23 protein-coding genes and 4 tRNA genes are annotated in these 26,112 nt (G+C 67.4%); 10 read left to right on the forward strand and 17 right to left on the reverse strand.

All coding sequences use genetic code 11. The features are described 5' to 3' along the window. Positions 1-55: 55 nt before the first annotated feature. Both ABH933_RS34250 and ABH933_RS34255 read right to left on the reverse strand, forming a co-directional pair. Positions 56-763 (reverse strand): class I SAM-dependent methyltransferase, encoded by a 708-nt coding sequence (locus ABH933_RS34250; RefSeq protein ID WP_429423849.1) that lies wholly within the window; start codon positions 761-763, stop codon positions 56-58. Between the two features lie 154 nt (positions 764-917). Next, complete coding sequence (locus ABH933_RS34255) at positions 918-1,556, reverse strand: winged helix-turn-helix transcriptional regulator (protein ID WP_429423850.1); 639 nt, start codon at positions 1,554-1,556, stop codon at positions 918-920. Positions 1,557-1,633: 77 nt separating this feature from the next. On the opposite strand from ABH933_RS34255, the gene ABH933_RS34260 reads away from it, so the two are divergent. Beyond that, positions 1,634-3,301 carry an MFS transporter gene (locus tag ABH933_RS34260; protein WP_429423851.1) on the forward strand — a complete coding sequence of 556 codons (1,668 nt, stop codon included), beginning with the start codon at positions 1,634-1,636 and terminating at the stop codon, positions 3,299-3,301. Positions 3,302-3,460: 159 nt separating this feature from the next. On the opposite strand, the gene ABH933_RS34265 is transcribed toward ABH933_RS34260, so the two are convergent. From ABH933_RS34265 to ABH933_RS34280, 4 genes are all read right to left on the reverse strand, one after another. Further along, positions 3,461-4,105: a LysE family translocator gene (locus ABH933_RS34265; protein ID WP_429423852.1), complete on the reverse strand. Its 645-nt coding sequence runs from the start codon at positions 4,103-4,105 to the stop codon at positions 3,461-3,463. A gap of 340 nt (positions 4,106-4,445) precedes the next feature. Next, positions 4,446-5,531: a 3-deoxy-7-phosphoheptulonate synthase gene (locus ABH933_RS34270; RefSeq protein WP_429423853.1), complete on the reverse strand. Its 1,086-nt coding sequence runs from the start codon at positions 5,529-5,531 to the stop codon at positions 4,446-4,448. Between the two features lie 167 nt (positions 5,532-5,698). Next, positions 5,699-6,169 carry a carboxymuconolactone decarboxylase family protein gene (locus tag ABH933_RS34275; RefSeq protein WP_215916150.1) on the reverse strand — a complete coding sequence of 157 codons (471 nt, stop codon included), beginning with the start codon at positions 6,167-6,169 and terminating at the stop codon, positions 5,699-5,701. Positions 6,170-6,333: 164 nt separating this feature from the next. Further along, complete coding sequence (locus ABH933_RS34280; protein ID WP_429423854.1) at positions 6,334-7,209, reverse strand: oxidoreductase; 876 nt, start codon at positions 7,207-7,209, stop codon at positions 6,334-6,336. Positions 7,210-7,366: 157 nt separating this feature from the next. Here ABH933_RS34280 and ABH933_RS34285 point away from each other — a divergent pair, with 157 nt between their 5' ends. The 4 genes from ABH933_RS34285 (at position 7,367) to ABH933_RS34300 (ending at position 12,335) form a co-directional block, all read left to right on the forward strand. Next, positions 7,367-7,531: a DUF5993 family protein gene (locus ABH933_RS34285; protein ID WP_429423855.1), complete on the forward strand. Its 165-nt coding sequence runs from the start codon at positions 7,367-7,369 to the stop codon at positions 7,529-7,531. Next, positions 7,528-8,163 carry a disulfide bond formation protein B gene (locus ABH933_RS34290; protein ID WP_429423856.1) on the forward strand — a complete coding sequence of 212 codons (636 nt, stop codon included), beginning with the start codon at positions 7,528-7,530 and terminating at the stop codon, positions 8,161-8,163. Before ABH933_RS34285 ends, ABH933_RS34290 begins: the two co-directional genes overlap by 4 nt. Before the next feature lie 149 nt (positions 8,164-8,312). Next, positions 8,313-10,688 carry a glycerol-3-phosphate 1-O-acyltransferase gene (locus ABH933_RS34295; protein ID WP_429423857.1) on the forward strand — a complete coding sequence of 792 codons (2,376 nt, stop codon included), beginning with the start codon at positions 8,313-8,315 and terminating at the stop codon, positions 10,686-10,688. A 126-nt stretch (positions 10,689-10,814) separates the two neighbouring features. Next, positions 10,815-12,335: an HAD-IB family hydrolase gene (locus ABH933_RS34300; protein WP_429423858.1), complete on the forward strand. Its 1,521-nt coding sequence runs from the start codon at positions 10,815-10,817 to the stop codon at positions 12,333-12,335. A 48-nt stretch (positions 12,336-12,383) separates the two neighbouring features. On the opposite strand, the gene ABH933_RS34305 is transcribed toward ABH933_RS34300, so the two are convergent. The 6 genes from ABH933_RS34305 to ABH933_RS34330 all read right to left on the reverse strand — a co-directional run bounded on the left by ABH933_RS34305 (position 12,384) and on the right by ABH933_RS34330 (position 15,349). Beyond that, on the reverse strand, positions 12,384-13,085 hold the full coding sequence (locus ABH933_RS34305) for a polyprenol monophosphomannose synthase (RefSeq protein ID WP_429424053.1): 702 nt from the start codon (positions 13,083-13,085) through the stop codon (positions 12,384-12,386). A 167-nt stretch (positions 13,086-13,252) separates the two neighbouring features. After that, a complete protein-coding gene (locus ABH933_RS34310; RefSeq protein WP_215916146.1) occupies positions 13,253-13,429 on the reverse strand; it encodes a hypothetical protein in 177 nt (58 codons plus the stop codon). Between the two features lie 847 nt (positions 13,430-14,276). Then, positions 14,277-14,350 (reverse strand) — tRNA-Phe (locus ABH933_RS34315). 35 nt (positions 14,351-14,385) lie between these two features. Then, positions 14,386-14,459, reverse strand: a tRNA-Asp gene (locus ABH933_RS34320). Between the two features lie 30 nt (positions 14,460-14,489). Continuing rightward, positions 14,490-14,562, reverse strand: a tRNA-Glu gene (locus tag ABH933_RS34325). 130 nt (positions 14,563-14,692) lie between these two features. After that, the gene (locus tag ABH933_RS34330) at positions 14,693-15,349 is read right to left on the reverse strand and encodes a TetR family transcriptional regulator (protein WP_429423859.1); all 657 of its coding nucleotides are present in this window, start codon (positions 15,347-15,349) and stop codon (positions 14,693-14,695) included. Between the two features lie 983 nt (positions 15,350-16,332). Between ABH933_RS34330 and ABH933_RS34335 the strand changes: the two genes are divergently transcribed. Both ABH933_RS34335 and ABH933_RS34340 read left to right on the forward strand, forming a co-directional pair. Further along, positions 16,333-16,405: transfer RNA gene (locus ABH933_RS34335), tRNA-Lys, on the forward strand. Positions 16,406-16,877: 472 nt separating this feature from the next. Continuing rightward, the gene (locus ABH933_RS34340; protein WP_429423860.1) at positions 16,878-17,858 is read left to right on the forward strand and encodes an acyl-ACP desaturase; all 981 of its coding nucleotides are present in this window, start codon (positions 16,878-16,880) and stop codon (positions 17,856-17,858) included. A gap of 76 nt (positions 17,859-17,934) precedes the next feature. Here ABH933_RS34340 and ABH933_RS34345 read toward each other — a convergent pair whose 3' ends face one another. Then, positions 17,935-18,780, reverse strand: a complete 846-nt coding sequence (locus ABH933_RS34345) for an alpha/beta fold hydrolase (protein WP_429423861.1) — start codon at positions 18,778-18,780, stop codon at positions 17,935-17,937. Between the two features lie 124 nt (positions 18,781-18,904). Here ABH933_RS34345 and ABH933_RS34350 point away from each other — a divergent pair, with 124 nt between their 5' ends. The 3 genes from ABH933_RS34350 (at position 18,905) to phoU (ending at position 21,775) form a co-directional block, all read left to right on the forward strand. Continuing rightward, positions 18,905-19,705: a helix-turn-helix domain-containing protein gene (locus ABH933_RS34350; RefSeq protein WP_429423862.1), complete on the forward strand. Its 801-nt coding sequence runs from the start codon at positions 18,905-18,907 to the stop codon at positions 19,703-19,705. A 37-nt stretch (positions 19,706-19,742) separates the two neighbouring features. Further along, positions 19,743-20,891: a tRNA dihydrouridine synthase DusB gene (gene dusB / locus ABH933_RS34355; RefSeq protein WP_429423863.1), complete on the forward strand. Its 1,149-nt coding sequence runs from the start codon at positions 19,743-19,745 to the stop codon at positions 20,889-20,891. Between the two features lie 215 nt (positions 20,892-21,106). Beyond that, positions 21,107-21,775 (forward strand): phosphate signaling complex protein PhoU, encoded by a 669-nt coding sequence (gene phoU / locus ABH933_RS34360; protein WP_429423864.1) that lies wholly within the window; start codon positions 21,107-21,109, stop codon positions 21,773-21,775. A 252-nt stretch (positions 21,776-22,027) separates the two neighbouring features. Here the strand turns inward: phoU and pstB are convergent, their stop codons facing one another. The 4 genes from pstB to pstS all read right to left on the reverse strand — a co-directional run bounded on the left by pstB (position 22,028) and on the right by pstS (position 25,937). Beyond that, on the reverse strand, positions 22,028-22,804 hold the full coding sequence (pstB, locus tag ABH933_RS34365) for a phosphate ABC transporter ATP-binding protein PstB (RefSeq protein ID WP_429423865.1): 777 nt from the start codon (positions 22,802-22,804) through the stop codon (positions 22,028-22,030). A gap of 19 nt (positions 22,805-22,823) precedes the next feature. Then, the gene (gene pstA, locus ABH933_RS34370) at positions 22,824-23,726 is read right to left on the reverse strand and encodes a phosphate ABC transporter permease PstA (protein ID WP_429423866.1); all 903 of its coding nucleotides are present in this window, start codon (positions 23,724-23,726) and stop codon (positions 22,824-22,826) included. Continuing rightward, on the reverse strand, positions 23,726-24,718 hold the full coding sequence (gene pstC, locus ABH933_RS34375) for a phosphate ABC transporter permease subunit PstC (protein WP_429423867.1): 993 nt from the start codon (positions 24,716-24,718) through the stop codon (positions 23,726-23,728). The genes pstA and pstC overlap by 1 nt, the downstream gene beginning before the upstream one ends. Before the next feature lie 91 nt (positions 24,719-24,809). Further along, positions 24,810-25,937, reverse strand: a complete 1,128-nt coding sequence (pstS, locus tag ABH933_RS34380) for a phosphate ABC transporter substrate-binding protein PstS (RefSeq protein WP_429423868.1) — start codon at positions 25,935-25,937, stop codon at positions 24,810-24,812. Positions 25,938-26,112 lie beyond the last annotated feature (175 nt).

Raw genomic sequence — 26,112 nt, forward strand, 5'->3', positions numbered from 1 at the left:
CGCCCGGAGCAGCGACGTCGGGCTGAGGATTCGATCCGGAACTCGGGGGACCGGATCACACCGCTCGGGCAATTGCCCGGACCGCCCGGACTCGCCCGTCAGCAAGGGCATTGATCAGATTTTCGATGCGGGTACCGAAGTCGGGGACGAATGCGTGGAGCCCGAGCGGATTGAGAGGCAGCGCCTGCACCATGCGCATGGTCGCCACGGCCTGCTCGGTCAGGTCGACCCAGTGATCAACGGCAAAGCCCGAGGCCTCGATCGCGGCACGGACCGCGGCCGGCGTTTCCAGGTAGCTGTCTCGAGGTTGGTCGGCCCACGGCTGCGGAAAGTCCGGTTCGCCCCCCTGACCGGAGAAGATGTCCCAGATGGCCAGCCGACCATCGACCCTCGACACACGGCGCGCCTCCCGATAGAGAAGCCCCTTATCCGCCACGTTCATCTGAACGTGCTGGCTGAACACGAAGTCGAACGACGAATCAGCGAACGGGAGCTCGGTGACGTCGCCCTCCCGGACGGTGATCCGATCGTCCAGCCCGACCAGACCATTGAGCCAACGGGCCGTATCGCAATAGCTATCGGTCAGGTCGATCGCTGAAACCCTGCATCCGAAGCGCTCGGCGATGAATCGCCCGGTGCCGCCGATACCGGAGCCGGCATCGAGCACAGTGCTGTCCGGGCCGATGTCGAGCAGGTCCGCGAGCTGGCCGGTGGCGATGCGGCCGCCGGTGTGGAAGTCCTCGAGCATGGCCAGATCGGCCATTCGAAGTTGGCCGAGGTCTTTTCCCGCCGCGACCAGAGCCCGCTCGATGTCGGGCCGGGACGAACCGGTCTCGTAATGGGCGAGTGTGTGCGATTCGGTCATAGCCGTTCCTCCGTGTGGTTCTTGTGTATTGCGGTGCCGATCCGATCGGCGCTCAGGGTTCCTGGATCGGGCGCAACCGGCTCAGTGTCTCGATTCGCCCCTGCATGATCAGCCCGTACTCGGCCGCGTCATCGAGTTCGACCTTCCCGGTGAGCAATCCGAGAACAGCGCGGGGCGGCCCCTCGACGACCAGGTCCGGATCGCTCACTTCCCCCACCCGCGTACGGACCTCGCCGTCGACGATCTCGATGACGGCATGCTCGCCACCCGCGACGAGTTGGATGGTCGCCGGTGGTCCGTCCCGGTCGGTAGCGGTGGTGAACCACGCCGGAGCGTAGGCGAGCCATTGGGCTCGGAACTCATCGCCGGACTGTTCGGCGTTCATGAATCGCAGCCCCCACAAACCCAGCGCCCGGAGTGCGGGTTCCAGCGCCCGCGCGGCCTCGGTCGGCCGGAACAGCGTGGCCGCCACCGGCGGTGGCGTGTCCTCACGGCTGATCAGACCACTCTCCTCGAGACCGGTCAGCCGGGCCGACAGCAGGTTGGTGGCAATGCCGGGAAGTCCGTTTTTCAGATCCGTGAACCGGCAGGGCCCCTGGATGAGCAGTTCGCGAACGATCAGCAAGGTCCAGCGGTCTCCGACGACGTCGAGCGCCCGAGCGATCGAGCAATATTGGCCGTAGCTTCGCATGAACTCAGCTTACATCATAGTTGAGAATCTCAACTTATAAGTTGAAAAAATAAACCAACGATGCCTACCATTCGACCATGACTCGCATCCGATCCAAACCGCTCATTCTCACCGCCCTGCTGATGGCGGCCTTCGTGATCAACCTCGACACCACCCTGGTCAACGTCGCGCTACCGGTGCTGACCAGGGAACTCGGCGCCACGACCGCACAGTTGCAATGGGTCGTGGACGCCTACAACCTCGCGTTCGCCGCGCTACTGCTCACCTGCGGCAGCCTGTCTGACCGTTTCGGCCGCAAGGGCATGCTGCTGGCAGGCCTCGTGGTGTTCGGCGCTGCAAGCTTCGTCGGCGGCTACTTGACCTCACCCGATGCGCTGATCGCGGCCCGCGCGGTGATGGGGGTGGGCGCCGCGATGACGTTCCCGGCGACGCTGTCGTTGCTGACCGGCGTGTTCGTCAGCCGCAACGAGCGCGCGCTTGCCATCGGCCTGTGGGGCGCCACCGCCGGCGTGGCTATCGCGCTCGGCCCCATCGTGGGTGGCTTCCTGCTCGAACACCACAGCTGGTCGAGCATCTTCTTCGTGCTCGGGCCGGTCTCACTGGCCGTCGTCGCCCTGGTGGCACTGTGCGTTCCGAAAGCGAAGCTCCCTATCACGCACGGCCTGGACTTCGTGGGCTTGGCGCTGTCGGCCGGGTTCATGGCGCTGCTCGTCTACACCATCATCGAGGCTCCGACGCGGGGCTGGACCGCGCCGGGCTCGCTGCTCGGTTTCGCGGGCGCGACGGTGCTGCTGGTCGCATTCGTCGCGGCGGAGTGGCGGGCCCGCGAGCCCATGCTCGACGTACGATTGTTCGCGAACATGCGATTCAGCGCGGCCAGCATCGCGGTCACCATCGCCTTCTTCACGCTGCTGGGGTTCATTTTCCTGATGACGCAGTACTTCCAGTTCATCCGGTCGTACAGCCCCCTGTCCACCGGAGTTCACCTGTTGCCGGTGGCCGTCTCCGTCGCCGTCGGATCGGCTGTCGGCACGCGGCTCGCTGTCAAGGTGGGCACAAAGGCAATCGTCACGGCCGGCATGGCCCTGCAAGCGGGCTTCTACTTCTGGGTCGCCTCCGACATCACACCCACCATCGGCTACGGGACCATCGCCATCCAGATGGTGGTCTACGGCCTGGGCATGGGCCTGACATCCGCGCCCGCGACCGAATCGATCATGGGGGCCGTCCCCGCCGCCCGAGCGGGCGTCGGATCCGCCGTCAACGATTCCACCCGGCTGCTCGGCGGCACGCTCGGGGTCGCAGTCATCGGCAGTGTCTACGCCTCCCTCTACGACACCCGGCTCGGCGCCGACCTGCCGAAACAACTTCCTTCCGGGCTCGTCGCCGTCGTCCATCAGTCCGTCGGCGCGGCATACAACGTTGCTGCAAAGCTCTCCGCAGGCGGCCAGAGCGCCGTCGCGCGGGCGGTGTACGCGGCCGCGACGAACGCCTTCGACCACGGGCTCGCCATCGGCTGCGTGGTAGCCGGAGCAGTCGCCGCGGCTGGAGCGGTGTTCTCTGCGCTCTACCTACCCGCCCAGCCACCACAACGGACCGAAACACCCCGCGCCCCGGCCGAACCGAGCAGCACCCGAAGTCACACGCGACTCGCGGCCCCGGCGCGCGCTGGTTTCGACGACCTCGATTCAGCCCTCGGCAGCGAACTCCCCGGCCGCACAGGGATATCGGCTGGGCAGTCCTGACACCGACAGCGGTCGCGGAAGACCGCCCGGATAGAACAAGGTGCCCCCGGCCGCTGGACGGAAGCCGGGGACACTCTCGCCCTGGATTTATCCGCACACCGGATCACGGTGTGCACCAACCCTTCTCGCGTTGTTCGCGATCCGGAGGTCTGTTGCCGGTCAGGCGGGCAGGGGACGCGTGCGGTCCGAGGCCAGCAGGACCGCGATCGCCCCGAGCATGGTGCCGGTGACCCAGCGTTGAATCCGCAACCACAGCGGGCGTTCGCCGAGGAAGGCCGCGATCGTGCCCGCACCGACCACAATCAGGCCGTTCACGGTCACGGCGATGATCACCTGAACCGAACCGAGGCACAGGCTCTGCAACCAGATCCGCCCGTGCGCGGGAACCACGAACTGCGGGATCAGCGCCATGTACATGATGGCGATCTTCGGGTTCAGCAGATTGGTCAGCAGACCCATCCCGAACAGCTTGCCCGTGCGATCGGCGGGCAGGTCGGTGGGCGCGAAGGGCGAAGTCCCACCGGGCTTCAGCGTCTTCCACGCCAGCCAGCCGATGTACAGCGCGCCCGCGAGTTTCAGCGCCAGATACAGCTCGGGCACCACCGCGAAGATCGTGGTGATTCCCGCGGTGGCGGCGCTCAGGTATGCCAGGAATCCGACGGCGACACCGCACAGCGACACCAGTCCGGCACGACGCCCCTGCGACACCGTTCGGGACACCAGGTACATCATGTTGGGCCCGGGCGTCAAAACCAGCCCGAGCGAGGCCAGTGCCACACCCGCAATCGCAGTCGTTCCGATCATGAGCCCATAGTGGACGTTCACCCGACCCGCTGTCGCGATCCAATCCGGAACAACTGGTCTGCATCGCAACGGCCACTTCGCGCGACCGGCCATACCGAGGCGCGTTACCCACATGCCAACCGCCGCACGCCGTCACGGGTTCGGCGCTCACCCCGACGACACACGCCGTCACCGATCCGCATCCGGTCCGTCACCCCGGGCCGGTCCGTCGATCACAGCTTGCCGGCGCATACCCGAGTCGAGATGCGCTGGAGCACAGGGCGACTCCACATCGAGTCCGGGATTCGCGGTCGTTCCAGCGCCGTGAAACGACCGCGAATCCCCACCGCGGGAAGCGATCTCAGCGACGGGCAGCGACCGCGTCCGCCAGGCGATCCAGCTGCGCGGCGGTGGTGTCCCAGTCGATGCAGGCGTCGGTGATGGACTGGCCGTAGGTCAAGTCGGCGGCGCGGCCGAGGGTCAGGTCCTGGCGTCCGGCGACGAGGAAGCTCTCCATCATCAGGCCGACGACGGCGCGGTCGCTGTCGGCGATGCGCGCGGCGATATCGGTCACGACGTCGACCTGCCGGTTGTGGTCCTTGTTGCTGTTGCCGTGGCTGGCATCGACGACCACGCGCTGGGGCAGCTGCGCCTTCTCGAGCCGCAGGCAGGCCTCGGCGACCGAGGCAGCATCGTAGTTGGTGCCGTTGCTGCCGCCGCGCAGGATGACGTGGCAGTCGGGGTTGCCGGCGGTGCGGATCAGCGCCGACCGACCCTCCAGGTCGGTACCGGGGAAGACGTGGCTGGCCCCGGCCGCACGCACACCGTCGACGGCCACCTGCACGTCGCCGTCGGTGCCGTTCTTGATGCCGACCGGCATCGACAGCGCGCTGGACAGCTGCCGGTGCACCTGGCTGGCGGCGGTGCGGGCCCCGATCGCGCCGTAGGAGACCAGGTCCGCGATGTACTGCGGGGTGATCGGGTCGAGGAATTCGCAGGCCACGGGCAGCCCGAGCGCGGTGATGCCGACCAGCAGCTCCCGGCCCAGCCCCAGGCCCGTGTTGACGTCGAACGACCCGTCCAGGTGCGGGTCGTTGATCAGGCCCTTCCAGCCGAGGGTGGTGCGCGGCTTCTCGAAGTACACCCGCATCACCACGTGCAGCCGGTCCGAGATCTCGGCGGCCTTGGCGGCCAGGCGCCGCGCGTACTCCAGGGCGGCCTCGGGGTCGTGCACCGAGCACGGGCCGACGATCACCATGAGGCGGTCGTCGACGCCGCGCAGCACATCAACCGTGGCCTTGCGTCCGGCCCGGACGATGTCGGCGAGGGTGTCGTCGATGGGGTGCGCGCGGCGCACGTCGGCGGGCGAGAGGAGGGGGCTGATGCTCAGGGTGCGACGATCGTCGAGGTCACTGTGTTTGGCATCGACATCGGCTGCTGTGGTCATCGTGTGGCTCCTTGTTCTCAGGTCGGCCCACGATGTGGAAATCCCGGCGAGCCGACTGTGTGCGGCTCGGGATGGGGGAAGGTCAGCGCGGTTCACCGACCGGCCCACCCAGGGCCGGGGAGATAAACCAGAAATACGCGCGCTGCACGTCGGCGACTGTACCAGACTCAGCCCAGCGACCCGGCGACGTAGCTGCCCGCGGGGGTCCGGGCGATCACATTGAGCCGGTTGTAGGCGTTGATCACGGCAACCAGCGAGACCAGCGCACCGATCTGCTCGTCGTCGTAGTGCTTGCGCACCTGCTCCCAGGTCTCGTCGCTGACGCCCTCGTGGGCGTCGGCCAGCCGGGTGCCCTCCTCGGCCAGGGCGAGCGCGGCCCGCTCGGCCTCGGTGAACACGGTGGCCTCACGCCAGGCGGCGACCAGGTTCAGCCGCACCCAGTCCTCGCCGGCCGCGACGGCGTCCTTGGCGTGCATATCGGTGCAGAAGCCGCACCCGTTGATCTGGCTGGCACGCAGCATCACCATGTGCTGCGTGATCGCGGGCACGGTGGACTGGTGCACGACCTGACCGGCGTTGCCCAGGCGCTTGATGAACTTGACGAAGGTCTCGTTGCTGAAGTCGATACGAGGTTCCATGACACTGTCCTCACTCTCGGTGCCGCCCGGTGTGGCGGCGCTATACCAAGACGACGACGCGCCTCTCGCGAGTGTGACAACCCCGAAAGTGAGCTGTCTCACTCCGACGGACCGGACCAGCGTGCCCGAATCCGGCCGTCCCGCAATCCCTTCCGGAACAGCTCTCAGTGGAAGCGGTAGGAGACCTTGGTCAGCTGCTCGGACAGATCCCACAGCCGGCGGGCGGTGACCTCGTCCTTCGAGGCGGCCGAGGAGCCACTCGGGCCCGGGTAGCCGCGCAGGCCGCCCAGGCCGGTCGGACCGTAGAAACCGCCCCGCTCGACGTCGGTGGTGGCCGCGTACAGGGTCGGCAGCGCGCCCATCTCGGCGCTCTGGGCCAGCAGCCGGTTGCCGAGCGTCATCACCGGATCCAGGAGGGATTCGGTGTGGGACTGCAGATCCGTTGCGGCATAACCGGGGTGGGCCGCGACCGAGATCTTCGGCGAGCCCGCCGTGGTGAGGCGGCGCTGCAGTTCACGGGCGAACATCAGGTTGGCCAGCTTGGATTGTCCGTAGGCCCGCCAGCGTTCGTAGCGGCGGTGCTCCCAGTTCAGGTCGGTCAGGTCGATGCGGCCGATCAGGTGCGCGCCGCTGGAGAGGGTGACGACGCGGTCGGAGATCTTCTCCAGCAGCAGCCCCGTCAGCGCGAAGTGCCCGAGATGGTTTGTGCCGACCTGCATTTCGAAGCCGTCCGCGGTGTGCTTGAACGGCAGCGCCATCACACCGGCGTTGTTGATCAGCACATCGGCGCGCTCGACGGAGTCGGCGAATTCACGGATCGAGGTCAGATCGGCAAGGTCGAGCCGGCGCACCTGGGCCCGCTCGCCGATCGTGTTCGCCACCGCCCGCGCCTTCACCTCGTCGCGGCACGCCATGATCACCTGCGCACCCGCTCCGGCCAGCGCCCGCGCGGTCACCGCGCCGAGGCCGCTGTTCGCGCCGGTGACGATGATCGTCCGGCCGCTCTGATCGGGTAGGTCGGAAATGCTCCAGCCGTTCACGGATTCGAGTCTAGATCGGCGACCGGGTCGATTCCGATACCCGGGTTCGCAATAATTCGCCGATATTTGCGCGTAGTTTGCTCATCGTAAAAGGAAAAAGGCCCGGGGCGGCGCGCATACACCGCTTCTACCTCTGTAAACGGTAGCCTTCGCGGGCATGGACACGCTCCTCTTCGCGGGTTTGCTTGCGATCGTGGCGATGATGTATCGGCAACAATCGCGCCGGGTCGTCCTGGGCACATGGTGGATCGTTCTGGTGCTGACCTGCCTGCTGCTGTGGCACCACATCACCGGCGGACTCGGGCTGGGGCTGACCTGGTGAGCGTGCAGTCGGAAAATGCCACCGATCGAGTGCGGCCGGCGCTGGGCCGGACCCAATTCTGGCTGGCCTGCGTATTCATGGCGGGCTGGACGGGGGTGGTCTGCGGCGGGCTGGGCGTGCAGTTCATCGCCTGGGATTACCCGTGCCCGCTGTGCGTGGTGCAGCGGATGTTCATGCTGCTGGCCGGGCTGGGCGGCGGTTACATCGTGCGCAATGCCATGAACGGCGACATCGAGCCGCAGGACTACGCGACGGGCTGGGGCCTGGCGCTGATCGGCTGCACCGCAGGCGGTTTCGCATCCTGGCGGCAGACGATGCTGCACATTCGGCCCGGGGACCCGGGATACGGGGCGCCGGTGCTGGGCCTGCACCTGTACGTGTGGGCGCTGGTGCTGTTCGTCACGGCGATCGCGGTCATCGGCGTGGTGCTGTCGCTGTCGTACCGGACCGCCGCGCCCACCGTTCCGGCGGTGCCGCACCGGCTGATCGGGCGAATCTGCTTCGGATTCATCACCGCGGTGATCGCGATCAACCTCGTGTCGATCTTCGCTCTCGAGGGGCTGCACTGGTTCCTGCCGGACGATCCCGATCGCTATCGGCTCTTCTACGATCTGCACCTGCTCGGGGAGTAGGGAACGGTGCGGGCCCGGGTATTCACGTCCGGGTCGGCGCCTGATCGTCGCTCATCGCCGCCGCCTCCAGATGATGGTCGCCAACCTCCTGCGCGAAACCCACCGGCCGGGATTGAATGGGAAAGCGTCATCAGATGGAAGGTTTCGCAATGATCGATCACCGCGCCGATGTTCCGGCGCCGCCCGGCCCGAGCGGTACACCGCAATCGGTGGTCGCCCTGGTGGATGCGAGCTCGCCGGTGGAGCGCGAGCTGATCGGCGGCTGGCTGGCCGAGGGCGGAGTCACCGCGGAGCTCGGCATCGACACCCCGGTCACCCAGCTCGACCTCGACCCCGAGGCGGTGGCGGCGCGGCTGGTCGGGCGCCGGGACGATCCGCTGGTGCTGCCGATCCGGGTGCTGTGGCTGCCCGCGGAGCGAGACGGGGTGCGCCGCACCACCTTTACCGACCTGGCCACCCTCAGCAATCCGCGCAGCCCGCACCGGCTGCTGCAACGCCGCCTGGTGGCCAAGGCGCCCGATCGCCACCTGGTGCTGACCGGTCAGCCCGCCCGGCTCAGCGAGCTGCGGGCCAACAATCCCGCCGTGGCCGGCTCCGCCGAACCGTTCGCCCGGGCCATCGTCCGGGCCGGAATCGTGGCGCTCGAGCGCGCCGAACGCGCCGTGATCGGCGATCGGTACAAGGTGCCGCGGCTGGTCGCCGAGGAGATCCTGGACTCCCCCGAATTCCTGCGCCGCCTCGACGCCATCGCCGAGCACCTCAGCCTGCGCCCGAGCGAGGTATACCGGCGCGCGGAGCGGGCACTGCGGGAACTGGTGGCGGCGCAGAGCCGGCTGGTCTCGGATCTGTTCACCCAGGCCATGCGCCCGGTGCACGCCTCGGCCTGGCAGGTCGAGACGGACACGTCCGGCCTGGCCGCGCTGCGCCGCCTGAATCAGCGCTACCCCCTGGTGTTCCTGCCCTCGCACCGGTCCTACGTGGATGCGTTCGTGCTGGGTGATGCCCTGGCGCGCAACGACTTTCCGCCGAACCATGTGATCGGCGGCGCGAACCTGCGGTTCTGGCCGATGGGCCCGATCGCCCGGCGCACCGGAACGGTGTTCATCCGGCGCAGTTTCGGCGACGACGAGGTATACAAGGCGGTGGTGGAGGAGTACTTCGCCTACCTGCTGGCCAAGCGGTTCAACCTGGAGTGGTATTTCGAGGGCGGGCGCACGCGCACCGGCAAGCTCCGCCCGCCGCGGTACGGACTTCTGAATTACCTTGCGGCCGCGATTCGTTCGCGCCGGGTCGAGGACGTGATGCTGGTTCCGGTGTCGATCACCTACGAGCGGCTCAACGAGCTCGGCGCGATCGCCACCGAGCAGGCGGGCGGGGTGAAGAAGCCCGAGAACCTGCCCTGGCTGGCGCGATACATTCGCAACCAACAGCATTCGGCCGGGCACGTGTACGTGCGCTTCGGCACCCCGCTCTCGGCGCGCGAACGCCTGGGCGCGCACGGCGATCCGCTCCAGCCCGATCCGGGCCCGGCCGAGCCGCTGCCCGCGCAGGTTCACGATCAGGAGCGAAAGGCCGTGCAGCAGCTGGCCTTCGAGGTGGCCGTCGGCATCAACGCGGTGACCCCGATCACGGTGAACGCCCTGGTCACCCTGATTCTGCTCGGCGTGGACGAGCGCGCGCTGACCCTCGGCGAGGTGCGCATGGCCCTGCGGCCGGTGCGCGGCTATATCGGTAACCGGGGCCTGCCCGGTGGCGAACTCGAGGCCCTGGACGACGACAACGGGCTCGCGGTGGTGCTCGAGCAGCTGTCGGCCGCGAAGGTGGTGACGGTCTACCGCGGCGGACTCGAGCCGGTGTATTCGATCGAGACCGGCGCGCACTTGGAGGCGGCGTTCTATCGCAACAGCGCGGTGCACTGGTTCGTCAACCGCGCCATCCTCGAGCTGTCGGTGCTCGCCGCGGTGGAGGCGCCGGAGGGGCAGCAGCTCGAGGCCGGCTGGGAGGCCGCCTATCGGCTGCGGGACCTGCTGAAGTTCGAGTTCTTCTTCCCCGAACGCGCCGAATTCGCGGCGGAGATGACCGCGGAAATGCTGCTGGCGGTGCCGGATTGGAGCACCCGCACGGCCGACGGCACCGTGGGCGCCGACATCCTGGCGACGCTGGCCGATTCCGGCTTCATCATGGCGCACCGCGTGCTGCGCTCGTTCTTCGACGCGCAACTGGTGGTGGCCGAACGCCTCGCGGCCCACGACGGCGCACCGCTGGATCGCAAGCAGTTCATCGACGAATGCCTGGCGGTCGGCCGTCAGATGCTGCTGCAGCAGCGGCTGCACAGTCCCGAATCGGTGTCCTCCGAATTGTTCTCCAGCGCACTGAAACTCGCCGACAACCACGGCCTGCTCACCCCTGACGGCACCAATCTCCCCACCCGCAGAAGGGCTTTCGCCGACGAGCTGCGCATCATCAGCGCCCGGATCTCCCGCGCCGCGGCCCTGGATCCCTCGAACCGGACGGACGGGCCATGAACGGGGCGCAGTGGAGCCAACCACCTAGCGTCGGCGAGGTGCAGTCGTGAACGGAGCGCAGCGGAGTGAACCAATGACACAGCGCGCCCCGCGCACGACGGAGCCGAGCGCCAGCGAGGTGCAGTCGTGAGCGCACTGATGCCCCGGAGAGACCGCATAGGCAAGGCCGAGGCGAACACCGGGTTGGAGGCCGCGATCGAAGCGGTTCGCACGGGACCGCAGGGGCCGGATATTTTGGCGGTCTTCGATTTCGGAGGCACCGTCGTGCACGGCTTCACCCCGCAGTCCGCCGCACGGCGGTTGCTGCGGCGGCCCGACGGCCGGGCCGCATTGGCCGATACGCTGCTCACCGGCATTCGCGGGGCGCGCGCCGAGGGCGAGTACGAGCGATTCCTGCAGCGCATCATGTCCACATGGGCCGGACATTCGGAGCTCGAGCTGGCCGAACTGGGCTCGGATCTGTTCCGCCACACCATCTACGGGCATCTGTATCCGGAGGCCTGGCGGTTGATTCGCGCGCATGAGGCGGCCGGTCACACTCTGGTGCTGGCCACCTGCCTGTCACGGTTCCAGGTCGAGCCCGCCGCAGCGGAATTGGGCTTCGCGCACGTGCTCTACACCCCGATGGCCGTGCACGACGACCTGCTCACCGGGCATGTGGAGGGAAAGCCACTGTGGCGCAACGGCAAGGCCGAGGCGGTGCACCGGTTCGCGGCGGTCCGCGGCGTGGAACTGTCCCGCGGGTACGCCTACGCCGATGCCGCCACGGACGTGCCGCTGCTGGAGGCAGCCGGGCATGCGACGGCGGTGAATCCGGATCCCGGGATGGCGATCCAGGCCCGCGACCGGGGCTGGCCGATGCTGACCTTCCGGCCCCGGGAGTCCGCCGGAGCCCTCGATATCGCCCGCACCGCAGCCGGATTCGCCGGTCTGCTGGGCGGCGCCGCCGCCGGGGTCGCGGTCGCGTCGCGCACCGGCGGGCACTCGGAAGCGCCGCCATCGGGCACAGCCTCGCGTACCGGCCGGCAGCGGGGCATGGCCGATTCGATGATCACCCACGCCGCCGCGGCGACCCTGCGCACGACCGGCGTGCGGATGCGGGTCACCGGCGCCGAATACGCGCGGGCGCCGCGACCGGCGGTCTTCGTCTTCAATCACCAGAGCCAGTTCGACATGGTGGTCCTGGCCGCCGTCCTCGGTGCCGGGTTCACCGGAATCGTGAAGAAGGAGGTGACCGCGAACCCGGTATTCGGACCGCTGCTGCGCTTCGCGGGGGCGACCTTCATCGATCGTTCCGATTCCGCCGGCGCGCGGGCCGCGCTGGCGCCGGTGGTGCAGACCCTGCGCAGCGGATTGTCGATCGTGATCGCACCCGAGGGCACCCGTTCGCTCACGCCGCGGGTGGGCCCGTTCAAGAAGGGCGCATTTCATATCGCCCAGCAGGCCGGGGTGCCCGTTGTTCCGGTGGTGATCCGCAATGCCGGGGAGATCGCCTGGCGCAATTCCGCGATCGTGCGCAAGGGCACCGTCGACGTGGCGGTGCTACCGCCGATCGACGTGAGCGGTTGGAATGCCGCGGATATGACGGACGAGGTGGAGCGAGTCCGCGAGTTGTTCGTGCGGACCCTAGTGGACTGGCCCGGCTAGTGCTTACCCACCCCGTCGGCTCCGCAAGCTCCGCCGGCTCACCGTCCCCTAGACCTGCTTGCCGAACAGCAGCTTCCACGGCATTGCGGCGGATTCGAGCTGCACGCCGAGGCTCATCTTCGAGGCGCCCTTGGTGCGTTCCTCGAACCGGATCGGCACCTCGGCGATGGAGATGCCCTTCTTGATGGCCCGGTAGTTCATCTCGACCTGGAAGGAATAGCCGTTGCTGTGGATCGAGGCGACGTCGATCGCGCGCAGCGTATCGGCCTTCCACGCCTTGAATCCGGCGGTGGAGTCCTTGACGCCCAGGCGCAGGATCGCGTTGACGTAGAAGTTGGCCCAGGCCGAGAGGGCCTTGCGGTACCACTTCCACTCCGACGCGGTGGATCCGCCCGGAACGTACCGGGACCCCAGGACGACGCCGGCCCCGGCGGTCTCGAGCTTGTCCAGCATCGCGGGAATGACGTCGGCGGGATGCGACAGGTCGGCATCCATCTGGATGACGACATCGGCGCCCTCGTCCAGGGCCCGGGTGATGCCCGCGATGTAGGCGCGGCCCAGGCCGTCCTTTTCGACACGATGCAATACGCCCAGCGATTCCGGACGCTCGGCGACGAGCTTGTCGGCGAGCTCACCGGTGCCGTCCGGGGAGCTGTCGTCGACGACGAGGATGTGCAGGTCCGCGACCGGCAGAGCGGTCAACCGTTCCACCGCCACCGGCAGGTTTTCCCGCTCGTTGTAGGTCGGCACCACAACGGTCACCTTCAAGGGTCACCCTCCCGCTCGTTTGCGCGCACGTTGTTCTCCACAGACCGTAGCGGACCTCGTCGCGCGAGGCTCCCCCGCCTCTCCGGGTTTCCCGCGGCGGGTGAGCTCCGTTACTGCCCGGGAACTCGACGAACAATCCGATGGTCCGGCTACTTGCCGTCGTACCGGTCCCCGATTGCATTGCGCTGCCGGACAATCTCCAACGCCCGCTCCGCCGTCGTCCGGTCCGGATAGGGCCCCATCCGATCGGCGAACCAGCATCGCTTGCTCTGCTCGGCCCGGTGATGTTTGAGGCAGTAATACCAATCGGAGTCGGAGTCGCCCATGTGATCATCATCCCACCCGCCACCGGGAACGGCCCGCCGCCCTCGCAACCCTGAACCCATTCCCCGGTCCCGCCCCGAATATGCCCCCACCCCACGCATCGTGACCAATCCCACCCCGAGAGTCATTCCGAATGAAATAGCCACCACGCTCGACTCGAAATGCATGACACGACAGGAATTTTCGCAAAGCGCCATCCACGGCTCCTCAAACAATCGATGAACACCCCTATCCGCCGCGAGAAAGTTGGCGAACACAACAAAAGGCGGCACAACAAGAACATCCCCCGGCACCCACCCGAGACAACCGATTTCGCCGAACAACACCCACCCCGAGCCCCCTCGGAAGTTGATCGACAACCAATCCCCGCCCCGCTCCGGGAAATCTCGCAGCAATCCCCTATTACTAGAGTGCATTACCCATTAGCGGTGACCTCCGCAACGAAGCGCCCCAGACGAACGACACCCGCGAGATCATGCGCCGACCAACCCATAGAGAGGGCAGAGCTAGCAGCCCGACGAACGACACCCCCAAGAGAAGGACACCCGCCCAGAAAGAGACGCCCACCCGCACACCGACTCACGAGGCATGCACTCACGAGCACACAGATCGAAGGGGCCCACCGGCCCAACCACCGAAAATAGGTCAGAAGCACGAAGCCTGCACCGACAAAGAAGTGCACCCACGAGAGATCCGTCGAAGCGAAGAGAGATCCGTCGGAGTGAACCAGTGAAAGGGGGGTCCGGGGGGCGAAGCCCCTCCGGCGTGGGGGTGTGGGGGCCGGGCCCCCACAAGTCGCTTCCGAATGAGGTGAAGCGCGAAGCGCGAACAGGGGAAACCCTGAGGAAGTGGCCAAGGCCGGGATCGAACCGGCGACCTTCCGCTTTTCAGGCGGACGCTCGTACCAACTGAGCTACCTGGCCGGGGCACCCGAACCGAATGCCTACATACAGTCTTGCGACCCTGACGGGACTCGAACCCGCGACCTCCGCCGTGACAGGGCGGCGCGCTAACCAACTGCGCCACAGGGCCTTGCTCTTGCTCTCAACGGTGTTACCACCGTACCCCCTACGGGATTCGAACCCGCGCTACCGCCTTGAAAGGGCGGCGTCCTAGGCCGCTAGACGAAGGGGGCCCGCCGGATTTCTCCGGTCCGTTTCTCAACGGCGTCCGTTGGGAGCTGGGATAGCTTATGACAGCTTCGGCGCGAAACCCAAATCGGCTGGTCAGACGACTGGATCGGGTTCCGGGAGGCCACCTCGGGCCTAGACGTTGAGATCTTCCAGCCGCGCACTGGCCCGCCAGCCGATGACACGGAACTCCCCGAGCCACTCGGCGGTGGCCATGGATTCGACGATGACCTCGAGCGCCTCGGCGAACCGCGTGCGCAGATCGAGCGGGCCGGCATGGTCGGCGATGTAGCGCTGACCGGCCAGCGCGGCGGTGAGGGTGCGGCCGAACCGGTCCGGATCGGCGTCGGCGCGCAGCTGCTTCTGGTCGATGGCGCGCACGGCCAGGGTCCGCACGGCCCGTCCGAGGATCCGCCCGCCGCCCGCCTGGATGTCCCGGTAGAACTCCGGCTCGATGATGAGCCGGAACTCGGCCTGGACGATGATGTCGTTGTCCAGGCGCAACGCGACCTCGTCGAGCATCCCGTGCAGGATGTCCAGGGGGCCGAGATCCGTTCTGGCGAGCCAGCGTTCAGTGCTCCCCCGGTAGCGCTCGACGGCGGCGTCCAGCACCGCGCGCGCGAGATCCTCCTTGGAGTCGAAGTGGAAGTACATGGCGCCCTTGGTGGCGCGCGACCCCTCCAATATCCGGTTCAACGATGCGGCGGCGTAGCCGCTTTTCCCGAATTCAACGGCGGCCGACCTGATGATCGCCGCGCGAGTCCGGCGGGCCCGCTCTTGCTGCCGTGCCATGCTCGAAACGCCTCCGAAGCTACTTACCGCCGGAGGACCCCCCGTCGGGAACAGTCCTCTATGCGAGTTATGAGATTTTTAAATACCAAGATCCGGGCTACTGCCCGGTTTTTCAAACTCGAGGTACGAAAAGTCGCGGGGAAACCTGAAACACACCAACTGGTATAGTTCTCCAGGCCCGGGTGCGCCGCAGGGGGTGCGCACCCGGGTGTTTTGTGTTCGTCTTCGGATCTGCCTCCCGCGACGCGACCTCCAGGGCCTCGCGAACGGCCACACCGGTCGCGACGCATACGGGCACATCAACCATAGGCCGAATCCCCTCCCATCGGGCCACAGCCGGTTCTTCCGGAATTCACCAACGGGTCACCGTACTCCCGATCCTTGTCCACCGTGGGAAGTACCGGAAAGTCGGTGGGTGAAATCCACTTTCCGATGTTTGGGGCAAATATTCGGTTACCCACTCGTCCCGCAGTTCCTTTCGCGAATTCCACCAGGCCGCAGCGCGGTTCATCGCCGGGGCGCGCCCTTCCCGGCGAGCCGCCCGCACCGGGACACACTCCCGCTCGACGGGCCGCCCGCCGGGCCGATCCCCTCGACACCCTCACCTCCACTACCAATTACATTGCCACGCACCGCGATTGGTTGATGTTTACACACTTCGCCGCTGAAACAAATTGGAAGTCAATGGGATTACCCCCAACCTCGCGCCCCGCGAGGTCACCAGAGGGTCCGGGGCCCCGGAGGTGACCGATATCCGCTACCTCCGGCCGCCCCCTCCGCTCCCGTCCCGGCGGCGACCGACGGACGGGCCGGCCGGCACCCGTACCCAGTACTCGGCTGCGGCCCACCGGACCGCCCCGCGCACGGATACGATGGCCCGCCGCCCTTCCCGCCCCCTCGGGAGTCGTATCGACCTGCGCAGACCCGAGCGACCGGATACCGGTTACCACTTCGGCGAGCAGCCCATTAGAATTGCGGACCGCGCCCCTATAGCTCAGTTGGTAGAGCTACGGACTTTTAATCCGCAGGTCCCAGGTTCGAGCCCTGGTGGGGGCACGTCATTCGGCCGGTCGGAGCCTTCGCTCCGGCCGGCCGGAGCCGTTCTGGGGCAGTATCGTCCGGCGACGAGGCGACCGCGACCGATGCGGTGCACAAGGCGCTGCCCGCCCTGCTCGGCGGCTCGCAGGCAAAGGCCGGCAACTACCGGAGTGAATAATCCGTCCGGGGATCGGCCCGCGCGGGCTAACGCTGTGGCCCTGCCGACGATAGTCCCCACGGAGGCGCCCCTACGCCTAGACTCGAGCAGATCGCCCCCGACCGCTGCACTGAACCACCGTTGTTCGACAGCCCAGTCGAGGGCGTACGAGGTGCATAACCGGACAACAATCCTCGTCCGCTGCGTTTCGCATCACACCTACGGTGCCGTAAGGTATGGGCCGCAGTGGTAGGGGGTAGCACGGTTATGTGGGGGGCGGCAACACTGAGCCGACGAGCAAGCTGGCAGGACGACACACTGAAGGGCGTAGGTATGGCAAGGGATCTGACTCAACTCGAGCTGCTCACGGAGTTGGAGCCGGTTGCCGAAGAAAACGTCAATCGGCATCTCTCCATGGCCAAGGAATGGCATCCGCACGACTACGTGCCGTGGGACGAGGGCCGTAACTTCGCCGCGCTGGGCGGTGTGGACTGGGATCCGGAGCAATCCAGGCTGAGCGAGGTCGCCAAGGCGGCGATGATCACCAACCTGCTCACCGAGGACAATCTGCCCTCGTACCACCGCGAGATCGCCGAGAACTTCTCCCAGGACGGCGCCTGGGGCACCTGGGTCGGCCGCTGGACCGCCGAGGAAAACCGCCACGGCATCGCGATCCGCGACTACCTGGTGGTCACCCGCGGCGTGGATCCGGTCGCGCTCGAACAGGCCCGGATGATCCACATGACCAACGGATTCGCCTCTCCCGCCGATCAGTTGGCCAACGAGGCCGGGTTCCTCTACTCCGTGGCGTACGTGACCTTCCAGGAGCTGGCCACCCGCGTGGCGCACCGCAACACCGGCAAGGTGTGCGACGACCCGATCGCCGATCGCATGCTGCAGCGCGTCGCCGCCGACGAGAACCTACACATGATCTTCTACCGCAACATGTGCGGCGCGGCCCTGGACCTGTCCCCCGACCAGGCTCTCAAGGCCATCAACCTGATCCTGCAGAACTTCCAGATGCCGGGCGCCGGCATGCCCAACTTCCGCCGCAACGGCGTCCTGATGGCCAAGCACGGCATCTACGACTTGCGCCAGCACCTCGAAGAGGTCGTGCAGCCGGTGCTGAAGAAGTGGAACATCTTCGAGCGCACCGACTTCACGCCCCGCGGCGAGGAGATCCGCGACAGCCTGGCCGCCTACCTCGAGAAGATGTCCAAGGACGTGGTGCGTTTCGAGGAACAGCGCGACCGCATGCTCGCCCGCGAGGCCGCCAAGCGCGAGCGCGAATTCGCCGGCGCCACGGCACAGTAACTCATCGCCCGGAGCCCGGGCGCGAGTCGGTTGCCGACCGCCCCCGGCTCAGGCCTGCTCGTCGTGCGCACTCCGCTCACCGTCGGGGGCCCACGGGCGCTGCTTGCACCTCGCCCGCGAAGGCGAGGATTTCCTGCCGGTAGCGGTCTCCGCCGGATAGGTACACCCCGTGCCCGGCCCCCTCGAATTCCACCAGCCGGGCGTGCGGGATCAGTTGCGCGCAGCGACGGCCGGTGGCCTCGATCGGATTGTTGACGTCGAGGTCGCCCTGCAGGATCAGCGTGGGGACCGTGATGCCGGGCAGTTCGGCGGTCAGATCGGCGTCGGTGTTGGTGTCGAAGGTAGCCAGCAGCACCGGCACCGGGAGATCCATCAGGTGCCGGCGCCCGCTCTCGTCGAGCAGCGGCGAAATACGGTGGCCGGGCCCGAGGAACTGTTCGGTCGGCATGGCCGCGACCGTGCCCATATCCGAGCCGATGAGCTGCCGCAGCGCGGCCACGGTGTCGTCGTCGAGTCCGGCCGGGTTGTCCGGGGATTTACGCAGGCTCGGTGCGGTCGGGGCGCTCAGCACCAGCCCGGCGACCCGGTCGGCGCCGTGCACCGAGAGGTAGCGAATCGCTTCGGCCGCACCCAGGGACTGGCCCACGAGGACCGCGCCGGTCAGGTCCAATCGCTCCAGCAGCGCCGCCAGATCACCGGCCAGGGTATCGAGGTCGTATCCGGTGCGGGCGATATCGGACCGCCCGTGGCCGCGGCGATCGAAGGCGATGCAGCGCCACCCCGCGGCGACGAAACCGGGGATCAGATACTCCCAGATCTTTGCCGAAGCACCCCAGGAGTGAATCAAAACCAGTGCGGGATCGGCACTTTCGCCCCATTCGATGTAGTGGATGCGGGTTCCGTCGGAGCTGTCGACGTACATGGCGGGGGTCTCCCTTGCAGAGGGTGGAGTATGCGACCGATCGAGCATGCGGCCGTCCGGACAGTGCTGTCGACTACCCGGCAGGTAGTCGACTGTGGCCGTCGCGCCTCCTACGATTCGGCCCATGGCAATGGCGAAGTGCGAGGTCGGCGCGCTGATTCGGCGCCGCCGCGAGGGCGCCCGCTATTCCCAGATGGCGCTGGCCCTCGAGGTCGGGGTGTCCACTCGGCATCTGGGCTTCGTCGAGTTGGGTCGCTCGGGCGTCAGCCCGGAACTGCTGCTGCGGATCGCGGAGCGGCTGGACGTACCGCTGCACGAACGCAACGAGTGGCTGCTGGCCGCCGGCTATGCGCCCCGATATGCCCGCACGCCGCTGGATGATCCGGGCCTGGGCCAGGTGCAGGCCACGCTGCAGCGGCTGCTCGACACCCAGGACCCCTTTCCGGCCATCGGCCTGGATGCGGGGTGGAACATCCGAATGGCCAACCGCGCCGCCGCGCGACTGAGCGAGGGGCTCCCGCCACACGTCACGGACCCGACCTCGAATCTGTTCCGGATCGCACTGCATCCCGACGGATTCGCCGGCAGCAGCGACAATTTCGCCGCGTGGTCGCCGTATCTGCTCCGCAACCTCGACCTGGTGCTGCGGCGGACCGCAGACCCCGATCTCGCCCGGCTCGCCGAGGAGATCGCTACCTGGCCCCGCATTCCCCCGCGCGACCACTGGGCCGGTCCGGTCCTTACGGCGGACCGATCCCCGGTGCTGGCCTGGCACGTCCGGGTGCACGGCCAGGACCTGTCGCTGTTCAGCATCATGACGACCCTCGGCACGCCCCTGGACATCACCCTGCAGGAACTGACCATCGAAATGTTCTTCCCCGCCGATGCGGCGACGGACCGTGTCCTGCACCAGCTGGCCGGGTGATCCCGGCCACTGCCGGGGGTTTGCGAGAATGGGAGCCATGACTGCGGTAATAGAGGCCAGGCCCGGACTGCGGATCGGCCCCTACCCGGTCGATCCGCCGGTGGTGCTGGCCCCGATGGCGGGGATCACCAACGTCGCGTTCCGGACGCTGTGCCGGGAATTCGGCAGCTCCACCGCCATCTACGTGTGCGAGATGATCACCGCGCGGGCCGTGGTCGAGCGCAACGAGAAGACGCTGCACATGATGGCGTTCGGCCCCGACGAGAGCCCCCGCTCGATGCAGCTCTACGGCGTGGACCCCAAGACCCTCGGCGAGGCCGTGCGGATCGTCGTCGGCGAGGGCTGGGCCGACCACATCGACATGAACCTCGGTTGCCCGGTGCGCAAGGTGACCCGCCTGGGCGGCGGATCGGCGCTGCCCTACAAGCGGCGGCTGTTCGCGAACATCGTCCGGGAGATGGTCGCCGCCGCCGGTGACGTGCCGGTCACCTTCAAATTCCGCATCGGCATCGACGACGAGCACCACACCTACCTCGACACCGGCCGCATCGCCGAGGCCGAGGGCGCCGCCGCGGTCTCCCTGCACGCCCGCACCGCCGCCCAGCTGTACTCCGGGCAGGCCGACTGGTCCGCCATCGCGCGCCTCAAGGAGGCCGTCACCACCATCCCGGTGCTCGGCAACGGCGACATCTTCACCGCCGACGACGCGTTGCGCATGATCGCCGAAACCGGCTGCGACGGAGTCGTCGTCGGCCGCGGCTGCCTGGGCCGCCCGTGGCTGTTCGCCGAGCTGTCGGCCGCGCTGCGGGGCGAGCCCGTCCCCGAGGGCCCCACGCTGGGCCGCGTCGGGGAGATCCTGCTGCGCCACGCCCAGCTCCTGGTCGAACACGACGGCGAGGACAAGGCCATGCGCGACATCCGCAAACACATGGCCTGGTACCTCATGGGCTTCCCGGTCGGCTCCGAACTCCGCCGCAAGTTCGCGACGGTCTCCAGCCTCACCCAGATCGAGGACCTGACCGCCCAACTGAACCCCGAAGCCCCCTTCCCCACCGAGGCCGCCACCGGCCCCCGCGGCCGCCAGGGCTCCCCCCAAACCAAGGTCGCCCTCCCCGACGGCTGGCTCGACGACCCCGAGGACGCCACCGTCCCCAGCGCCGCCGACGTCATGCACTCGGGCGGTTAGCATGCACTCGCCATAACTGCAGCCTCCTCTATGCCGTCGAGGGATCGGACGCATCGAGCCGACGGCGGCAGGCGGCGGTGGTCAATCCGACGACACTGTTGGTACCCTGCCGCTGACGGTCTCCCGGTAACCGGAAGACCGCTGGTCGCGGGCAACACCCGCGGTTCACCCACCGTTCGTGACACGGTCAGCGCCGGGAACTAGTGTTCTGAATCATGCGTGTCATCTACAACGAGCAAATGGCAGATCTCGCCACCATGCTGGGCGAAATGGCCGGTACGGCCGGTTCCGCGATGGAACAGGCGACCCAGTCGCTGCTGCAGGCCGACCTGGCCCTCGCCGAACAGGTGATCACGGAGTACGACCGCATCTCCGAGATGATCACGCAGGCCGAGGAGAAGGCCTTCGCCCTGCTGGCCCTGCAGGCGCCGGTCGCCGGCGATCTGCGCCAGGTGGTCAGCGCCATCCAGATCGTCGCCGACGTGAACCGGATGGGCGCCCTGGCGCTGCACGTGGCCAAGGTCGCGCGTCGCCGCCACCCCAACCACGCGCTGCCCGAGGCGGTCAACGGCTACTTCGCCGAGATGGGCCGGATCGCGGTGAACATGGGCGCCGCGGCCAAGGAGGTGCTCGAGACCCGCGATCCCGAGCGCGCCGCGCAGCTCAACGAGGACGACGAGGCGATGGACGATCTGCACCGTCACCTGTTCTCGCTGCTGATGGACCGCGAGTGGAAGTTCGGCGTGGCCGCCGCGGTCGACGTCACCCTGCTGGGCCGCTACTACGAGCGCTTCGCCGACCACGCGGTCGAGATCGGCCGCCGCGTGGTGTTCCTGGTCACCGGCGTGCTGCCCGTCGAGGAGATCGAGTCCGAGAAGATCTGAGGATCAACGACACTCAGCACGACAGACACGCACAGGGCCCGAGTCACACTCGGGCCCTGCCGATATTCCAAGCTCCTCACCGAACAGCACCGTACCCCCGGAAGAGGCCGTGGCCGAAAAGATCTAGAGCCGTAGGCTGACCGATGTATGGGCGCAGGCCAGCCGCCAGCCGCCAGCCGCCAGCCGCCGGACCGACGAGCAAGTCTCACGGCAAGCAACGGCACGCTGAAGGCGCGGAGAGGCGGAGGAGCTCTAGCCGAATCGGCCCGAGATGTAATCCTCGGTGGCCTTCTGGGACGGGTTGGAGAAGATCTTCTCCGTCTCGTCGATCTCGACCAGGTTGCCGGGCTTGCCCTGCTCCTTGAGGTTGAAGAAGGCCGTCTGGTCGCTCACGCGCGCGGCCTGCTGCATGTTGTGGGTGACGATGACGATCGTGTACTGCTTCTTCAGCTCCGAGATCAGGTCCTCGATCGCCAGGGTGGAGATCGGGTCCAGGGCCGAACACGGCTCGTCCATCAGCAGCACGTCCGGGGAGACCGCGATCGCGCGGGCGATGCACAGACGCTGCTGCTGACCGCCGGACAGGCCGCCGCCCGGCTTGTCGAGCCGGTCCTTGACCTCGTTCCAGAGGTTCGCGCCGCGCAGGGAGCGCTCGGCGACCTCGTTCAGCTCCTTCTTGTTGCGCACGCCCTGGAGCTTCAGCCCGGCCACCACGTTGTCGCGAATCGACATGGTGGGGAACGGGTTCGGGCGCTGGAACACCATGCCGATGGTGCGCCGCACGCCGACCGCGTCGATCTGCGCGCCGTAGATGTCCTCGCCGTCCAGCAGCACCCCGCCCTCGACGCGGGCGCCCGGGGTCACCTCGTGCATCCGGTTGAGCGAGCGCAGCACGGTGGACTTGCCGCAACCCGAGGGACCGATGAAGGCGGTGACGCTGCGCGGGAGCACGGTCAGCGACACATCGGACACGGCATGGAATTTGCCGTAGTAGATGTTCAGATCTTTGACGTCGATCCGCTTGGCCATGAAGAGTTCCGTCCGCTTCTTATCGGTTCCGCGTGAGCAGCTTGTTGACGACCGCCGCGCCCACATACAGCAGGGTGATGATCAGGATCAGGGTCAGGGACGCACCCCAGACCCGCTCCACGCCCGCGGCCTGTGGGTTGGACAGCTGCTGGTAGATCAGCAGCGGCAGCGAGGCCATGTTGCCCTGGAGGATGTTGAAGTTGATCGAGGCCGAGTAGCCGACCAGGACCAGCACGGGCGCGGTCTCACCCATGACTCGGGCGATGGCCAGCAGCATGCCGCTGATCATGCCGGGCAGCGCCGTGGGCACCACGATCCGCACGATCGTCTTCCACTTCGCGACGCCCAGCGCGTAGGAGGCCTCACGCAGTTCGTCGGGCACCAGCTTGAGCATCTCCTCGGTGCTGCGCACGACCACCGGAAGCATCAGCAGCACCAGGGCGAACGAGACGGCCAGCGCGCTCTGCTCGAACTTCAGGCTCGCGATCCACAGCGCGAAGACGAACAGCGCGGCCACGATCGAGGGCACACCGGCGAGGATGTCCACCATGAAGGTGGTGACCCGGGCCAGCCGTCCGCGACCGTATTCGACCAGGTAGATGGCGGCCATCACGCCCAGCGGGATGGCGATGATCGCGGCCACCCCCGCCTGCACGATGGTGCCGAAGATGGCGTGGTACACACCGCCCGCGAACTGCTCGGGCAGCACGCCGAACTGGGAGTTGGTCCACCAGCCCTGGCTGATGACGGCGCGGTACCCCTTGCTCACCACGACGATCAGCACCCAGGCCAGCGGCACCAGGGCGATCGCGAAGCACAGCCACATCACCAGAGTGGCGACGGTGTTGCGGATCTTGCGGCCCAGCGAGATCTGCCGGAAGGCGGGCGCCTTGATCGGCTGGTCGAGAGTGGTCGCGGTCATCACCCGTTCACCTTCCCGCCGGCGGCGATCCGGGCCAGCGCGTTGACCACGAAGGTCAGCGCGAACAGCACGAAACCGGCCGCGATGTAGGCGCCGGTGGGCAGCGCCTGACTGAATTCCGAAGCGGCCGAAGCGATCTTGGAGGCGAAGGTGTATCCGCCGTCGAACAGCGACCAGTTCCCCGGCTTCTGGGCGGTGCGCAGCACGATCAGCACCGCGATCGTCTCACCGAGCGCGCGGCCCAGGCCGAGCATCGACCCGGCGATCACACCACTGCGGCCGTAGGGCAGCACGGTCATCCGCACCACCTCCCACTTGGTCGCACCGAGCGCCTGCGCGGCCTCGATGTGCGCGCGCGGGGTGAGGTGGAAGACCTCGCGGCTGACCGAGGTGATGATCGGCAGGATCATCACGGCCAGCACCACGCCGGCGGTGAAGATGGTGCCGCCGCCGTCGACCGAGATGTTTCCGGACTTGAACAGGAACAGCCAGCTCAGATGGTTGTTGAGGAACTGTTCGAAGGGCACCAGCTTCTCGGCCAGCACCAGAAAACCCCAGAGACCGAACACGATCGATGGCACCGCCGCCAGCAGATCCACCAGCATCGAGAACGGGCGGGCCAGCGTCTTGGGCGCGTACTGCGTCAGGAACAGCGCGATACCCACGCCCACCGGCACCGCTATCACCAGCGCGAGCGCCGAACTCATCACCGTGACCATGAACAGGTCACGGATGCCGAACCGTAGGTTGTTGGCATCGCTGGTGCTGAATTCGGGACTGGTGAAGAAGTTCGCGTGGTTCGCGCCGACCGAGGGCACGGCCTTGATCAACAGGAACAACGCGATGAGCGCGATGGCAGCGACGATCGTCGCGCCCGCCGCGGTGGCCAGCGACCGGAAGATGACCTCCGGTGTCTTGCTCACCTGCTGGCTGATGGATTTCGCCGACTCGGCGGCTGACACAGCCGAATCGCTGGATGATTCACTCGGCATCTGAGCAGTATCTCCGCCGAGCCGCCGGTCAGTCGAGTCCGACTGTCCGGCGGCGGCGACATCGTCGTGCACGGTCATTGGGGCGGCGTTATCAGGAGATGGCGTTGACGGCGGTGGTCAGCTTGGCCTTGAACGAATCCGGCAGCGGGATGTAGCCGGTGGTGTCCAGGCCGGTCTGGCCGTTGTTGATCGCCGAGGTCAGGAACGCCTTGACGGCCTTGGCCTGGTCGGCGTCGCTGTACTTCGAGCACACGATCTCGTAGGTGCCCAGCATGATCGGGTACGCGGCGGGATCGGTCGGGTTGTAGAACGAGGTGGTGTCCAGCACCAGGTCGTTGCCCTCGCCCTTGACCTTGACGCCCGCGACGGCCTTGCCGGCCGAGTCGACGGTCAGGTCGACCGGCTTCACCGAGGCATCGGTCAGGATGCTCGCCATGTGCAGGTTCTGGGTCTTGGCGAACGACCACTCGTTGTAGGTGATCGAACCGGGGGTGCGGTTGATGGCCGCGGATGTGCCCTGGTTGCCCTGGGCGCCCTCACCGACACCGCCGTTGAAGACCTTGCCGGCGCCGCGGGTACCCCAGGCGCCCTTGGAGGCGGCGGCGAGGTACTGCTGGAAGTTGTCGCTGGTGCCGGACTGGTCGCTACGGAAGACCACGTTGACCGCCAGGTCGGGCAGCTTATCGGCGATGCCGGTGTTGAGCGCCTTGATCGCCGGGTCGTTCCACTTGGTGATCTGGCCGCTGAACAGCTTCGCCGCGGTCGGGCCGTCGAGCACCAGCTTGTCGACGCCGGTGATGTTGTAGGTAATGGCGATCGGGCCGAAGACGGTCGGCAGATCCCAGGCGGGCGAACCGCAGTGCTGGGCGGCCTTGTCCGGCTCACCCTTCTTCGGGTCCAGCGGGGAGTCCGAACCCGCGAAATCGGTCTGCCCACCGAGGAAGTCGTTGACACCGGCGCCGGAACCGCTGCCGGTGTAGTCGAGCTTGTAGCCGGGGCAGTTCTCCTGGTACGCGGCGACGAAGTGGGTCATCGCGTTCAGCTGGGCGGTGGAACCGCTGGACTTCAGCGCCTTCTTGCCGCCGCAGTCCACGTTGACCTTGGTCGGGGCGGCGTTTCCGGTCTGCGTAGCGTTGTTGTCACTGCCACAGGCCGTCAGGGTCAGGGCGCCCGCCGCGGCGAGCACGCCGATGAGAGCGCTGGTGCGCTTGAGATTCACCTATTCCTCCGGAACGTCGGTACACGCCCGATCCCTCAACGACCGGACGGGTCACTGTGGTGGCCGTTCACAGAACCTGCGCACCAGGCGGCGCATGCCGCCCATAAGTAACGTAAGGTCGGTCGGTGGACAGTTGGACCTTGCGACGTGAACGCAGGGTGAACAACCCGGCGCT

This window comes from Nocardia sp. GP40 (genome assembly GCF_050434125.1).
Lineage (GTDB): Bacteria > Actinomycetota > Actinomycetes > Mycobacteriales > Mycobacteriaceae > Nocardia > Nocardia albiluteola.

What these genes read in the sequence shown, in the direction of transcription:
- phoU (WP_429423864.1), top strand. Translation starts at nt 21,107, where the DNA reads ATGCGTGTCATCTACAACGAGCAAATGGCAGATCTCGCCACCATGCTG.
- ABH933_RS34265 (WP_429423852.1), bottom strand. Translation starts at nt 4,105, where the DNA reads ATGATCGGAACGACTGCGATTGCGGGTGTGGCACTGGCCTCGCTCGGG.
- pstC (WP_429423867.1), bottom strand. Translation starts at nt 24,718, where the DNA reads ATGCCGAGTGAATCATCCAGCGATTCGGCTGTGTCAGCCGCCGAGTCG.
- ABH933_RS34345 (WP_429423861.1), bottom strand. Translation starts at nt 18,780, where the DNA reads ATGTACGTCGACAGCTCCGACGGAACCCGCATCCACTACATCGAATGG.
- ABH933_RS34285 (WP_429423855.1), top strand. Translation starts at nt 7,367, where the DNA reads ATGGACACGCTCCTCTTCGCGGGTTTGCTTGCGATCGTGGCGATGATG.
- ABH933_RS34275 (WP_215916150.1), bottom strand. Translation starts at nt 6,169, where the DNA reads ATGGAACCTCGTATCGACTTCAGCAACGAGACCTTCGTCAAGTTCATC.
- pstA (WP_429423866.1), bottom strand. Translation starts at nt 23,726, where the DNA reads ATGACCGCGACCACTCTCGACCAGCCGATCAAGGCGCCCGCCTTCCGG.
- ABH933_RS34310 (WP_215916146.1), bottom strand. Translation starts at nt 13,429, where the DNA reads ATGGGCGACTCCGACTCCGATTGGTATTACTGCCTCAAACATCACCGG.
- ABH933_RS34295 (WP_429423857.1), top strand. Translation starts at nt 8,313, where the DNA reads ATGATCGATCACCGCGCCGATGTTCCGGCGCCGCCCGGCCCGAGCGGT.
- ABH933_RS34260 (WP_429423851.1), top strand. Translation starts at nt 1,634, where the DNA reads ATGACTCGCATCCGATCCAAACCGCTCATTCTCACCGCCCTGCTGATG.
- ABH933_RS34340 (WP_429423860.1), top strand. Translation starts at nt 16,878, where the DNA reads ATGGCAAGGGATCTGACTCAACTCGAGCTGCTCACGGAGTTGGAGCCG.
- ABH933_RS34255 (WP_429423850.1), bottom strand. Translation starts at nt 1,556, where the DNA reads ATGCGAAGCTACGGCCAATATTGCTCGATCGCTCGGGCGCTCGACGTC.
- pstB (WP_429423865.1), bottom strand. Translation starts at nt 22,804, where the DNA reads ATGGCCAAGCGGATCGACGTCAAAGATCTGAACATCTACTACGGCAAA.
- ABH933_RS34330 (WP_429423859.1), bottom strand. Translation starts at nt 15,349, where the DNA reads ATGGCACGGCAGCAAGAGCGGGCCCGCCGGACTCGCGCGGCGATCATC.
- ABH933_RS34350 (WP_429423862.1), top strand. Translation starts at nt 18,905, where the DNA reads ATGGCAATGGCGAAGTGCGAGGTCGGCGCGCTGATTCGGCGCCGCCGC.
- ABH933_RS34270 (WP_429423853.1), bottom strand. Translation starts at nt 5,531, where the DNA reads ATGACCACAGCAGCCGATGTCGATGCCAAACACAGTGACCTCGACGAT.
- dusB (WP_429423863.1), top strand. Translation starts at nt 19,743, where the DNA reads ATGACTGCGGTAATAGAGGCCAGGCCCGGACTGCGGATCGGCCCCTAC.
- ABH933_RS34250 (WP_429423849.1), bottom strand. Translation starts at nt 763, where the DNA reads ATGGCCGATCTGGCCATGCTCGAGGACTTCCACACCGGCGGCCGCATC.